The sequence below is a fragment of the Pectobacterium parmentieri genome (assembly GCF_001742145.1).
In the GTDB taxonomy this organism is placed as follows: domain Bacteria; phylum Pseudomonadota; class Gammaproteobacteria; order Enterobacterales; family Enterobacteriaceae; genus Pectobacterium; species Pectobacterium parmentieri.
Genome location: NZ_CP015749.1, coordinates 4,977,309 through 4,990,951, shown reverse-complemented (window position 1 = coordinate 4,990,951; position 13,643 = coordinate 4,977,309). Strand labels below are relative to the sequence as shown.

The following is a 13,643-nucleotide window of genomic DNA, read 5'->3' as shown; positions in this document are numbered from 1 at the left end:
TCATGACTGACTCCGCCTTTTCCACCGAACGTACACTCAGCGAGTTACAGACGTTGTGCCGACGTTATCAGGCATTATTACTCAGCATTGATGAACAAACGCTGTCGGTCGCCGTCACGGTGTCCCCTTCTTCAGAGATGATCGCCGCACTGCGTTTCGCCAGCAACCGTCGAATTATGGTGGAACAGTGGCCACAGGCCAGAATGGAACAACAGCTTAACCCAGTGAACGCCGTTGCGGAGCCCGCAGAAACCTATCATGCCGGTACTTATCACACCAACATCGGGCAGCAGGATCATGGCGACGATTCCCCCGTCGCGCAGTTTATCCATCAAACGCTGCGCCTCGCCGTTCAGCGCCGCGCCTCTGATATTCACTTTGAGCCACAGCCAGACAACTACCGTGTGCGGCTACGCATTGACGGTGTATTGCAAGCCATATCCGCGCCACCTCCAGAGTTGACAGGCCGGATTACCGCAAGGCTGAAAATCATGGGCAAATTGAATATCGCCGAACGGCGGTTACCGCAGGATGGTCAGTTTAGCCTAATGCTGGATCAACAGCCCTATTCGTTACGCATCGCCACCCTCCCCGTGCAGCAGGGAGAAAAAGTCGTACTGCGTATTTTACAAACGCACCAGCAAGAGCTGGCACTGGATAAACTCGGACTCACCGCAAAGGCATTACAGCAGGTTATTAGTGTGCTGAGCGCCGCACAGGGGATGATACTCGTCACCGGCCCAACAGGCAGTGGCAAAACCGTGACGCTTTACAGTGCGATACGCTGGCTGAACGATAGCAGCCGCAATATCTGTAGCGTGGAAGATCCGGTCGAAATCCCCTTGCAGGGAATCAACCAAACGGCAATCAATCCCAAAGCGGAACTGGGCTTTGGCAGAATTTTACGTGCGCTGCTGCGGCAAGATCCAGACATCATTATGATTGGTGAAATCCGCGATGCTGAAACCGCAGAAATTGCGGTAAAAGCCGCACAAACCGGCCATCTGGTCATGTCAACGTTGCATACCAACTCTGCGGTAGAAACCCTGACCCGTCTCAACCATCTGGGCATTCCCGGCTATCTGTTAGCGGCGGCGCTAAAACTCATCGTCGCACAGCGACTTGTACGCCGATTATGCCCGCACTGTAAAACCCCGGGAGAGCCGCTACTCTCACTGCCAAATGGCATATGGCAAGGACCACTACACCACTGGCAAGCCAATGGTTGCAGCCACTGTTTCTCTGGCTACTATGGCCGTGTCGCGCTATATGAATTATTGCCCATCACGCCGGTTTTTCAGGCTGCGTTAGCAGGCAATGTCAGCATTGGGACATTATCTGCCTTATCGCAAGACTCTGGTTTCCCAACGCTGCTAGCCGCGGGGCTCGAGCTAGTCAACGACGGCCTAACTTCACTTGCTGAGGTCTACCGTACTGTAGGTGATGAGTGGTCGATAAATCAGGAGGAGCCATGAGGTTAGCGCGCTTATATCACTGGCAAGCCATTACATCCGAGGGCGAATTTGCTGATGGTGAACTCATTAGCACACATCGCCAGCACGCTTATGCTAGCCTAATTGCTCAGGGCTATCAGCCGCTCACCGTAAAGACCGGCCATTATGTGTTGCCCCGCTACTGGAAACGCGAACAGCTCGGTGAGTTAATCAAGCAGCTTGCCGCCCTGCTACAAGCCGGTTTGCCACTGCTGGAAGCATTAAAATTGGTGTCAGAGCAGCATGAGCGCCCCGGCTGGCGTTGCATATTACGAGACATCCGCACTCATGTTGCTCAGGGAAACTCGCTGTCTGAGGCATTACACGACTATCCTCATATCTTCCCTGTCCTGTATCGATCCCTCATTGCCGTCGGCGAATTGACGGGGAAGCTAGACGTATGCTGCCTACAGCTAGCACAACAGCAAGAGAAGCAATCCAGACTGCAACAGAAAGTCATCAAAGCGCTACGCTATCCCTGTTTTGTTTTGCTCATCGCCATACTGGTCAGCATGATGATGTTGACGCTGGTTCTGCCCGAGTTTGCGACACTCTACTCTTCGTTCAATACGCCGTTGCCGTGGTTTACCCGGCAGTTACTTCATCTGGCAGATATTATCGCTGGTTACGGATTCATTGGATTACTGCTTCTTAGTTGCCTGATATTAGGGTACGCCCGATTGAGACAGAAAAAACCATTATGGAAAATAAGGGAACAAGAATGGCTATTGAAGCTTCCGGTAGTATCCAGTTTGCTACGCGGTAAATCGCTGAACCAGATATTCAATATTCTGGCCATGACGCAGCATGCCGGTTTGACGCTCCCAGAAGGGCTGGATGCGGCAGCAACGATCCGTCATCCGCTTTATCAGGCCGCGATTCAACAGATACAAACGCAGTTGCATCAGGGGACGTCGCTATACCATGCCACACAGCATCACATCGCGCTGTTCCCGGCACCTTGTCCGCAGTTGATTCGGGTTGGGGAAGAAACCGGATCGCTGGATGCAATCTTTACACAGTTAGCAGAATGGCATGAGAGGCGGGTGCAACAACAGGCCGATATGCTGACACAAACGCTGGAGCCGTTATTGATGATGGTCGTCGGCGGAATGGTCGGGGCGCTAGTGATTGGCATGTATTTGCCTATCTTCCAACTGGGGAATGTATTGGCTGGTGCCTGAACCGGCCAATACATACACGGCAACGTCGACAAATCAGACCACGCAGTCACTGTTAGCAGCGGAAAGAGGGGCTCTGAAGACGCAACTATCCGTTGAAAATACGATTTTCCTGTTCGGCCACGCGGATAAACGTTGTGCGCTTCGTCAGTTCCTTCAGGCGGGATGCGCCAACATAGGTACAGGCCGATCGCAAGCCGCCAAGGATATCGCGGACGGTATTATCTACCGGACCGCGTAGTGGCAATTTCACGGTTTTTCCTTCTGCGGCACGGTACTCCGCCACACCGCCGACGTGACGTTCCATCGCAGATGTGGAACTCATGCCGTAGAACAACATCATTTTCTCACCGTTTTCTTCAACGATGGTGCCTTCACATTCATCATGCCCTGCCAGCATGCCGCCCAACATGACGAAATCCGCACCGCCGCCGAATGCTTTTGCTACATCGCCCGGCATAGCACAACCGCCATCACTCACGATTTGCCCACCAAGGCCATGTGCCGCATCGGCACATTCAATCACGGCGGAAAGCTGGGGGTAGCCTACACCCGTCTTAACGCGTGTAGTACAGACAGAACCGGGGCCAATGCCGACTTTCACGATATCTGCCCCGGAGAGAATAAGTTCTTCCACCATTTCGCCCGTCACGACGTTTCCCGCGCAGATAACCTTATCTGGGCAGGCCTCACGTGCTTTTTGCAGGAATGTCACAAAGTGCTCAGAATAGCCATTTGCTACATCAATACAGATAAATTTCAGCTCCGACGACAACGCCAAAATCTGCTTTAACTTGATGAAATCAGCATCAGACGTCCCGGTCGAAACCATAACATGACGTAATACCGATGCCGGTACACGTTGCACAAACTGAGACCAGTGTTCGACAGAGTAGTGTTTATGGACAGCCGTCAGAACATCAAAAGAGGCCAAGACTTCCGCCATACTAAACGTACCTACGGAATCCATATTGGCTGCGATAATCGGTACACCGGACCAGTTGCCTCCGGCGTGGAGAAAGGTGAATTGACGTTCTAATTCAACCTCGGAGCGGCTTTTCAGCGTCGAACGCTTTGGCCGGATGAGAACGTCTTTAAAGCCTAACTTTACATCTTCTTCAATGCGCATGAGGTTCGAGTTCCTGGTTAGTGACGGCGATATATTCAGTATCACTACTGAGCATAATCGCGTTTGAAAAAATAATGCCCTTTACCAGTGACGTTATCATACGCAGGAATAATCCTGCGGCAAGACTGCGATTTTCACTTTATTTGGGATAAAATCAGAAAAATTTACCTATCACCCAGCAGAGTGATAGTGTGAAGCAAACCGCGGTTTATGCCTGATCGGATTTGGGGGATGGGAATATACTCCTCACCCTTGAAGATAGTCGAAATATTAACTTTTCAGCACGAGCGCAATGACATACATCGTAGCCTTAACCGGCGGTATCGGCAGCGGGAAAAGCACCGTCGCCGATGAATTTGCCAAATTAGGGGCCACTATCGTTGATGCGGATATCCTCGCACGACAGGTAGTTGAACCTGGGAAACCCGCGCTGGATGCCATCAGGATCCGGTTTGGCGATGCTGTGCTCAATACCGATGGTTCATTGAACCGTACCGCACTACGTCACCGAATTTTTTCCTCACCAGACGAGAAACAGTGGCTGAATAATTTGCTCCATCCTTTGATCCATCAGGAAACACAGGCCCAGTTTCGTGCCATGTCCACGCCGTACATTCTGTGGGTCGTCCCGCTACTGGTAGAGAATGGGTTACAACGGCGAGCACAGCGTATTCTGGTCGTTGATGTAGACAGAGACACACAGCTTGAACGCACACTGGCCCGCGATGGCATCAGTCGGCAACAAGCAGAAAACATACTGGCAGCACAGGTAACCCGAGAGCAGCGCCTGGCTTATGCCGATGATATTATTGATAACAGTCGTTGCCCAAACGAACTGGCTCCACAGGTTGCGGAATTACACCGCCATTATTTGGATCTAGCCGCCTCCGCAACCGACAGGATGACTAAGAATGAGTGACGCCTCCTCAACCATTTTATTTGAATATCCGCTGAACGAAAAAACGCGTACCTGGTTGCGTATCGAATCATTATTGCAGCAGTTGCATCAAAACCATTCCCTGACCGATATGGGGGGTGCCCTGACATTTTTTCGTGCCATCGCCGAGCTGCTTGATGTGCTAGAACGTGGAGATGTGCGTACCGAGTTGCTGAAAGAACTGGAGCGCCAACAGCAAAAATTGCTGCAATGGAGTGATGTACCGGGCGTTGACATGGAGCGTATCCACACACTACGACGTCAGTTAAAAGATCTGGCCGGTACGCTGATGGCGGCACCGCGAATGGGGCAGTTTTTACGGGAAGATCGCCTGATTGGCATGGTTCGCCAGCGACTCGGTATTCCCGGCGGGTGCTGCAGTTTCGACTTGCCGACACTGCATAGCTGGCTGCACCAACCTCAGACGCTGCGTGAGAAATTGGTTTATGGCTGGCTTAGCTCCTTGTCGCCGCTCAAACAAGCATTGGATATGATCCTGGAACTGATCCGTCACTCCGGCACATTTCGCCCACAAACCAGCCTGAATGGCTTCTTTCAGGACAATGCCTCTGATGCAGACCTGCTACGTTTGCGTCTTGAACAGACACATCAACTCTATCCGCAAATATCCGGCCATAAGACACGCTATGCCATCCGTTTTCTACCATTGGATAGCGAAAACGGCCATATTCCCCCTCGTTTAACGTTTGAACTGGCCTGCTGTTAGACCCAGCCCTGATAAACGAAAACGCATTCAGCACCAAATAGAGTGAAAAGAATTTTATGACAACAGAGATTACAACAGTGAAGTGTCCCACCTGCAAGCAGGCGGTCATCTGGGATGAGAACAGCACCTATCGCCCATTTTGCAGCAAACGTTGTCAACTCATCGATTTAGGTGAATGGGCTGACGAAGAAAAACGCATTCCGAGTGATGACATGGTTTCTGATAGTGATGACTGGAGCGAAACGCGCTAACAGCCACGTTTCGCAGTAACATTTTTCAGACAGGCAAATCTAGATTAAAACGATTTCAGCCAGCGGATCATCTCCGCATTCGCTGGCGGAAATTCCTCCTCACGTAATTCTTCTACGCTCACCCAGCGAGATTCCTGACCTTCTCGGCCATAGGGTTCCCCTTGCCACGTTTCAACCAGAAAGAAATGAAGCGTGATGATCCTCTCTGGCGTAGAAAACGTTTTGTTGTTTAACGGCTGTGGTGCGCTAGCGTCGATACCCGTTTCTTCAAACAGTTCACGAATCAGCCCCTGTTCTGGCGTTTCGCCCGCTTCAATTTTACCGCCAGGAAACTCCCACATCCCTGCCATATGAACGCCATCAGGACGACGAGCAATGAAGTATTGCTGTTCCGCATTGCGGATGATCCCCACTGCGACGGATAACTGTTTTTGCGTCATGACAATTCCTATCAAATTCTTACCAAGTAAAAGGCGGTCAATGACCGCCTTTGCACTTATCACCAATTACTCACTGGATTAGCAGCCCATTATTTCTGTAAGCGACCGTGGCACTGCTTATACTTCTTGCCTGAACCGCACGGGCAAGGATCGTTACGCCCAATTTTACGGTCTGCATGAGCAGGAGAACCGGTATTCAGGCTATCTTCTTCCTGATGGCTCAGTTGCTGTTGCTGCGCCAAACGTTCAGCTTCTTCGCGGCGTTGCAGCTCCAATGCTTCTATTTCTTCCGGCATTCTCACCTGGACTTTGCTCAGCGTGCTGATCACTTCATATTTCAGTGATTCCAACATCGCGGCAAACATAGAGAATGATTCACGCTTATATTCTTGCTTCGGATCTTTCTGCGCGTAGCCACGCAGATGGATTCCCTGACGCAGATAATCCATTGCCGCCAGATGCTCTTTCCACAAGGAATCTAGCGTCTGCAACATCACACCTTTCTCGAAGTTGCGCATGACTTCATTGCCAACCACTTCTTCTTTGCGAGAATAAATTTCAAGCGCCTGCTGGAAAATACGCTCACGCAGCGTTTCTTCATGCAGTTCAGGCTCTTTATCCAGCCAGGCCTTGATCGGCATATCCAGATCGAAATCGTTCTTCAGGCGCTGTTCCAATCCTTCCGAATCCCACATCTCTTCCAGAGACTGCGGCGGGATATAGCTATCGATAGTCGCTTTAAACACATCCTCACGAATACTGGTGATGGTTTCACTGATATCAGACACGTCCAGCAGTTCGTTACGCTGCGTGTAGATCGCACGACGTTGATCGCTCGCTACATCGTCGTATTCCAGCAGTTGTTTACGAATATCAAAGTTACGGCTTTCCACTTTACGCTGTGCGTTAGCAATCGCCTTGGTGACCCACGGGTGCTCAATGGCTTCACCCGGTTTCATGCCCAGCTTACGCATCATGTTAGAAACACGATCGGAGGCAAAAATACGCATCAGCGCATCTTCCATCGACAGATAGAAACGTGATGAACCCGCATCCCCCTGACGGCCCGAACGGCCACGCAACTGGTTATCAATACGACGAGATTCATGGCGCTCTGTACCGATAATGTGCAAACCACCCGCAGCCAATACGGCATCATGACGCACTTTCCAGGCGGCTTTGATTTCTGCAATTTGCCCGTCATCTGGGTTTTCCAGATGTGCCACTTCTGTTTGCCAACTACCGCCTAATACGATGTCCGTACCACGACCAGCCATGTTGGTTGCGATAGTGACGGCACCAGCCTGACCCGCCTGAGCAACGATATCGGCTTCCATGGCGTGGAACTTCGCATTCAACACATTGTGTTTAATGCCTGCTTTCTCCAGCGCCAGAGAAACCACTTCTGATTTCTCAATGGAGATCGTACCGACCAGAATCGGCTGGCCTTTTACGGAACGGTCTTTGATATCTTCAATAATGGCATCGATTTTTTCCTGTTCGGTCATGTAGACCAGATCGGGCAAATCTTTACGGATCATCGGACGGTTGGTCGGCACCACAATCGTATCCAGCTTATAGATGGAGCTGAATTCGAACGCTTCGGTATCTGCCGTACCCGTCATACCTGCCAGTTTTTCGTACAGACGGAAGTAGTTCTGGAAGGTAATGGAAGCCAACGTCTGGTTTTCATTCTGAATGGCCACCTTCTCTTTCGCTTCCACAGCCTGATGCAGACCATCGGACCAGCGACGCCCCTGCATGGTACGACCCGTGTGTTCGTCAACGATGATAACTTCACCGTCTTTCACAATGTAGTCCACATCGAGAGTAAACAGCACGTGCGCACGCAGCGCAGCGGTCACATGGTGCATCAGCATAATGTTCGTCGGGGAGTACAGCGATTCCCCCTCTTCCATAATGCCTTCTTTCACCAGCAGTTCTTCCACCAGAACCAGACCGCGTTCGGTAAGGTTAACCTGACGTGCTTTCTCATCAACAGAGAAGTGGCCTTCACCGTGGAAGGTATCCGAATCTTCCTTCTCCTGACGGATCAGGTGAGGGATAATTTTATTGACGCTGATATAAAGCTCGGAGCTGTCTTCAGCCGGACCAGAAATGATCAGCGGTGTACGTGCTTCATCGATCAAGATCGAGTCAACTTCATCCACCAGCGCGTAGTACAGTTTGCGCTGTACGCGATCCTCTGGGCTGAACGCCATGTTGTCACGCAGGTAGTCAAAACCGTATTCGTTATTGGTCCCGTAGGTAATATCTGCGGCATAGGCTTCACGCTTCGCCGGAGCAGGCATACCTGGCAGGTTAATACCGACGCTCAGGCCAAGGAATTCAAATAGCGGACGGTTATTTTCGGCATCACGCTGTGCCAAATAATCGTTCACGGTAACCACGTGCACGCCACGGCCAGTCAACGCATTCAAGTACGCCGGTAAGGTTGCCGTCAGCGTTTTACCTTCACCAGTACGCATCTCCGCAATGCATCGCTCGTTCAACACCATGCCGCCAAGAAGCTGCACGTCGAAATGACGCATGCCAAACACACGCTTACTGGATTCACGCACCACAGCGAAGGCTTCCGGCAGCAGGTTTTCCAGCGTTTCACCTTTCTCCAGACGAACACGGAACTCCAGCGTTTTCGCTTGCAGTTCCTCATCTGAAAGTTTTTCCATTTCTGGCTCTAAGCGACCAATAACATCAACATTTTTACGCATACGGCGTAGAGTACGATCGTTACGGCTACCAAAAATTTTGGTTAGGATATTCATGACCATAATAATTTTAATCTCACAAGTGCCACGTATCCAGTGGCAACACAACATCGAAAACCTGAGAAACTCAGAGAAAACGGAAGAAATTTCTTCAGCTAATTATCAATTACACGTTCAACTGAGAAGAGAGGGTCCTGCACGGATGCCACGAATTTGGGCAAGCCAAATACCGATTTGATGATGTGCCTGAGGATAAAAAGTGACTCGCCCAGCATGGGGGGAGATCACGAAGGGATACTGGGAATCCTGCGTCAGCAACGCATTTAGCGTATCCAGCAAAACCAGAGAATGCGGTTCCAGTTCGTCAGCCTGTTGGGCATTAACCGTCTGTGGCGTCGTCAATGCAAAAGAAAGGTGACGGATGACAGTACGTATCGCATGCTGATGCCAGTAATCAACGCTGTAGGACGAGCGTCGATGCGCTTCCTTCAACGCCACCAAATCGGTAAGGCTCAGCGATACGTTATTTTGGCGACTAACACTGGAACTTGAATTAGGGAGTGAGGCAATATCCTGTGAGTCGTTCAGGCTTGTCGGCAGACCGAGACTCGCCGCGACCATCCCTAATAAGAGATGCGGCCAGAAATAACGTCTGCCAAATTGTCGCCAACGATTTAGAATACCAATCACGAGTAACATCCACCGGAGCCTGGTCTATGCGTGATAGCCGCCCACAATCACTGGAATTTCTGTTTGATAGCGCATCTATGTCGGGTAAAGGCCCGCTACAAGATGTGCAACAGCGCGCTATCGCCTTATTAAAACTCAACCGTGCCGTCCGCGGATTGCTGCCAGCACCGTTGCACCCATGGTGCCGCGTCGCTAATTACCGACAAGGCTTACTAATACTGGAAACCGCCAACGCCAGTTGGCTGATGCGGTTACGTTACGAACAACCTGCGCTGCTCTCTGCATTACGCGCACAAATACTACCATCATTGGCTTCAATCGACATCAGGATTAATCCAACGCTTGCCGCAAAAGGGCATGAAACCGTGAAAAATAGTGACATTTCAGTCACGGGGAGTGCCGACGACAAACCGTTGCGTCAGTTGAGTGAGCAAAGCGCGGAGACATTGAGGACGTTAGCAGGCAACAGCCCGGAAAAACTTAGAAAGATATTAGAACGACTGGCATCACTGGCCGGAGAGGGTACCAGTAAAACCAGTCGTAATAAGAAGTGACAACTTCAGGCGTTACGCCAACACGATAGACGGTGCTTTAAACGCCAGCGGCATTTCAGCTTCGTCTTCAAAGGTCACGTATTCCCACGCTTCCTGATTTGCCAGCACAGCCTGCAACAGTTTGTTGTTCAGCGCATGACCGGATTTAAATGCAGAAAACGCACCGATGATGTTATGACCACACATAAACAGGTCACCAATGGCATCCAGCATTTTATGGCGGACAAACTCATCTTCAAAACGCAGACCGTCTTCGTTCAGCACGCGGTAATCGTCAACGACGATGGCACAATCCATACTGCCGCCCAGGCACAACCCACGAGACTGCAAGTATTCGATATCGCGCATGAAGCCGAAGGTACGCGCACGGCTGATCTGGCGAACAAACGCATCAGCAGAGAAATCCAAACGATAGCGCTGGTTGCCCGCATCAATCGCCGGGTGGTTGAAGTCGATAGTGAAATCCAGACTGAAGCCGTTAAACGGTTTCATTTCGGCCCACTTGTCGCCATCGTCAACGCGCACGGGTTGTTTGATACGTACAAATTTCTTGGCGCAGTTCAGTTCTTCGATACCCGCATCTAACAGCAGGTAAACGAACGGACTGGCGCTGCCATCCATAATTGGAATTTCCGGTGCGTCAACATCAATGACAATATTGTCAATGCCCAACCCTGCAAGTGCAGCGTTAAGATGCTCCACCGTAGAAATACGCACGTCATGCTCATTAACCAGGCAAGTACAGAGCATGGTATCACGCACGGATTTTGCATCAGCCGGGAAATCAACCGGGGGATTCAAGTCTGTGCGGCGATAGATGACCCCGGTATTTGCCGGTGCAGGACGCATGGTCAACGTGACCTTCTTGCCGGTATGTAACCCGACACCAGTCGCCTGAACAATACGTTTTAATGTACGTTGTTTGATCATCATTTTATCTCGCATGTTACTGAACCTACCGACCTAGTATAGACTAGGCTCGGTGGCACAGTTTAGCACAAAGAGCGGAGATTCCAACGTTATCTGGCAGCAAATTAGTCTGCCTGCTTACGTAGAAACGCTGGAATATCCAGATAGTCTGGCTCTTTATTCGTCTGCGGATTCTGGTCGTTAACCACTTTGGCAGCCGGTTTTTCCTGCGCCAGCGGCGTCATACCGTGTTGCTGATAACGATGATCCATCACAGGCTGGCTGGCCTGCTTGTTCGTCACCAGAGTAATCTCAGGACGTTTGTCCATGCCGATACCCGTTGCAACAACCGTCACACGCAGTTCATCATTCATTTCTGGGTCAAGCGACGTACCAATCACCACAGTCGCATTGTCAGATGCAAATGCACGGATAGTGTTACCTACCGTCTCGAACTCATCCAGACGCAGGTCAAAGCCCGCCGTGATGTTAACCAACACGCCACGCGCACCAGAAAGATCGATATCTTCCAACAGTGGGCTGGAGATCGCCATTTCAGCCGCTTCTTCTGCACGGTCTTCACCGCGTGCAACGCCGGAGCCCATCATGGCATAACCCATTTCGGACATCACGGTACGCACGTCTGCAAAGTCGACGTTCATCAGACCCGGACGTGTGATCAGCTCAGCAATGCCCTGCACCGCGCCTTTCAGTACGTCATTTGCTGCACCAAATGCATCCAGCAGGGAAATACCACGCCCGAGCACTTTCAACAGTTTGTCGTTTGGAATGGTGATCAGCGAGTCGACGTGCTTAGACAGCTCGGCGATACCCTGCTCCGCAAACGCCATACGCTTTTTGCCTTCAAAATTGAAAGGCTTGGTCACCACAGCGACGGTCAGAATGCCCAGGTCTTTGGCTACTTCAGCCACAACCGGTGCAGCGCCGGTCCCTGTACCACCGCCCATACCTGCGGCGATAAACACCATGTCCGCACCTTCCAGCGCTGAACGCAATGCTTCACGATCTTCTTCAGCCGAATTACGGCCAACTTCCGGGTTAGCGCCTGCACCCAGACCTTTTGTGATACCGCTACCGATCTGAATCGTCTGGCCAACCGCTGTTTTACGTAATGCCTGCGCATCCGTGTTGACCGCAAAAAACTCTACGCCTTCGATGCGCTCGCGCACCATGTGTTCGACGGCATTACCACCGCCGCCACCGACGCCGATGACTTTAATCACCGCGTCGTTGGTTAATTCCATTGGTTCAAACATAATTTCTCTCCGTTTGTGCCTGTAACTGCGAGATCATAAAACTGTGCCAGGTGATCTCTTTGATAAAATTAAAATTCTTTCCTCAACCAGCTATTGATTCTCTTGAACCAGTTGCTCACTGAGGCACGTTTTTCGACTTCATGCTCACCACCCAGGTGAGATTCTTTTCCGTAATGCAGTAACCCAACCGCCGTTGAGTAATAAGGCTCTTGGGCGTAATCCGTCAGCCCTGTTATATTCATTGGTTGTCCAATACGCACCTGTGTATGGAACACACGCTGCGCACAAGCCGCCAGACCGTCTATTTGCGCAGCACCACCCGTCAGCACAATCCCTGCCGCCAGATGGTGTTTCACGCCCTGTTGACGCAACTGCTCCTGCAACTGTAAAAGTTCATCGTTCACCAAGTTCAATAGCTCGGTGTAACGTGGTTCAATCACTTCCGCCAGTGTCTGTCTTTGCAGACTGCGGGGTGGACGTCCTCCAACACTCGGAACCTCCACATTCTCATCTTTGCCGACGATCGCGCCTAATGCACAACCATGACGTACCTTAATCGCTTCAGCATCCGTCGGCGGCGTGCCAAACGCGTAGGCAATATCGCTCGTCACCACATTGCCTGCATAAGGAATCACTTTCGTGTGCCGCAATGCACCGCCGGTATAGACCGCGATATCCATTGTGCCACCACCGATATCAACGACGCACACGCCCAGTTCACGCTCGTCTTCTGTCAGAACCGCATAACTGGAAGCCAGCCCCGCAAAAATCAGTTGGTCGACCTTTAAACCACAGCGTTCAACGGCTTTAACAATATTCTTCGCCATATCGTTATGGCAGGTTATCAGGTGGACTTTCGCCTGCATACGCACGCCGGATAAGCCAACTGGGTTTTTAATCCCTTCCTGATAATCGATCGCATATTCTTGCGGAATCACATGGAGAACGCGGTGTTCATCGCGCACGCGCACAGATTTAGCGGTGTGCACCACGCTTTCTACGTCTTCCTGCGTCACCTCTTCTTCTGAAATAGGCACCATTCCTATTTCATTCTGGCAACTGATGTGTTTTCCCGATAGCGCCAGATACACAGAAGAAATCTGACAGTCTGCCATTAACTCCGCTTGATCAATCGCGCGTTGAACACACTTAACGACCGATTCCAGATCGTTTACGCCGCCTTTATCCATTCCGCGTGACGGGCAACTGCCTACGCCAATAATATTGACCATGCCATCGGGCAGGACTTCCCCTACCAGCGCAGCCACTTTTGCTGTACCGATTTCCAGCCCAACTACCAGTTTTCTGTCTGTCGACTTGATCATT

Annotated in this window: 13 protein-coding genes; 6 read left to right on the top strand and 7 right to left on the bottom strand. The window is 51.0% G+C overall.

Features of this window, described 5'->3' with window-relative positions:
- Positions 1-2 precede the first annotated feature (2 nt).
- Both gspE and hofC read left to right on the top strand, forming a co-directional pair.
- Positions 3-1,475, top strand: coding sequence for a type II secretion system protein GspE (gene gspE / locus A8F97_RS22700; protein ID WP_015731232.1), 1,473 nt, complete (start codon positions 3-5; stop codon positions 1,473-1,475).
- Positions 1,472-2,677 (top strand): protein transport protein HofC, encoded by a 1,206-nt coding sequence (gene hofC / locus A8F97_RS22695; RefSeq protein ID WP_033072148.1) that lies wholly within the window; start codon positions 1,472-1,474, stop codon positions 2,675-2,677. Before gspE ends, hofC begins: the two co-directional genes overlap by 4 nt.
- Before the next feature lie 85 nt (positions 2,678-2,762).
- Here hofC and A8F97_RS22690 read toward each other — a convergent pair whose 3' ends face one another.
- A complete protein-coding gene (locus tag A8F97_RS22690; protein ID WP_014701413.1) occupies positions 2,763-3,803 on the bottom strand; it encodes a GMP reductase in 1,041 nt (346 codons plus the stop codon).
- Positions 3,804-4,095: 292 nt separating this feature from the next.
- Between A8F97_RS22690 and coaE the strand changes: the two genes are divergently transcribed.
- From coaE to yacG, 3 genes are read left to right on the top strand one after another with little or no spacing between them, the layout of a single operon-like run.
- Entirely contained in the window at positions 4,096-4,722 is a 627-nt protein-coding gene (gene coaE / locus A8F97_RS22685) for a dephospho-CoA kinase (protein ID WP_014701415.1), read from the top strand.
- Complete coding sequence (gene zapD, locus A8F97_RS22680) at positions 4,715-5,467, top strand: cell division protein ZapD (protein WP_014701416.1); 753 nt, start codon at positions 4,715-4,717, stop codon at positions 5,465-5,467. The genes coaE and zapD overlap by 8 nt, the downstream gene beginning before the upstream one ends.
- A 56-nt stretch (positions 5,468-5,523) precedes the next feature.
- Positions 5,524-5,718, top strand: coding sequence for a DNA gyrase inhibitor YacG (gene yacG / locus A8F97_RS22675; protein ID WP_015731234.1), 195 nt, complete (start codon positions 5,524-5,526; stop codon positions 5,716-5,718).
- A gap of 44 nt (positions 5,719-5,762) precedes the next feature.
- Here the strand turns inward: yacG and mutT are convergent, their stop codons facing one another.
- The 3 genes from mutT to secM form a co-directional block, all read right to left on the bottom strand.
- Entirely contained in the window at positions 5,763-6,158 is a 396-nt protein-coding gene (gene mutT / locus A8F97_RS22670; RefSeq protein WP_014701418.1) for an 8-oxo-dGTP diphosphatase MutT, read from the bottom strand.
- A gap of 89 nt (positions 6,159-6,247) precedes the next feature.
- Entirely contained in the window at positions 6,248-8,950 is a 2,703-nt protein-coding gene (gene secA / locus A8F97_RS22665) for a preprotein translocase subunit SecA (RefSeq protein ID WP_025919417.1), read from the bottom strand.
- Between the two features lie 111 nt (positions 8,951-9,061).
- Complete coding sequence (gene secM, locus A8F97_RS22660) at positions 9,062-9,577, bottom strand: secA translation cis-regulator SecM (protein WP_005975211.1); 516 nt, start codon at positions 9,575-9,577, stop codon at positions 9,062-9,064.
- Positions 9,578-9,603: 26 nt separating this feature from the next.
- Between secM and A8F97_RS22655 the strand changes: the two genes are divergently transcribed.
- Complete coding sequence (locus tag A8F97_RS22655) at positions 9,604-10,131, top strand: DUF721 domain-containing protein (RefSeq protein WP_014701421.1); 528 nt, start codon at positions 9,604-9,606, stop codon at positions 10,129-10,131.
- A 12-nt stretch (positions 10,132-10,143) separates the two neighbouring features.
- On the opposite strand, the gene lpxC is transcribed toward A8F97_RS22655, so the two are convergent.
- The 3 genes from lpxC to ftsA all read right to left on the bottom strand — a co-directional run bounded on the left by lpxC (position 10,144) and on the right by ftsA (position 13,642).
- Positions 10,144-11,061, bottom strand: coding sequence for a UDP-3-O-acyl-N-acetylglucosamine deacetylase (gene lpxC / locus A8F97_RS22650; RefSeq protein ID WP_025919419.1), 918 nt, complete (start codon positions 11,059-11,061; stop codon positions 10,144-10,146).
- A 104-nt stretch (positions 11,062-11,165) separates the two neighbouring features.
- Complete coding sequence (gene ftsZ, locus A8F97_RS22645) at positions 11,166-12,317, bottom strand: cell division protein FtsZ (protein WP_005975217.1); 1,152 nt, start codon at positions 12,315-12,317, stop codon at positions 11,166-11,168.
- 68 nt (positions 12,318-12,385) lie between these two features.
- Positions 12,386-13,642: a cell division protein FtsA gene (gene ftsA / locus A8F97_RS22640; protein WP_005975219.1), complete on the bottom strand. Its 1,257-nt coding sequence runs from the start codon at positions 13,640-13,642 to the stop codon at positions 12,386-12,388.
- Position 13,643: the final 1 nt, after the last annotated feature.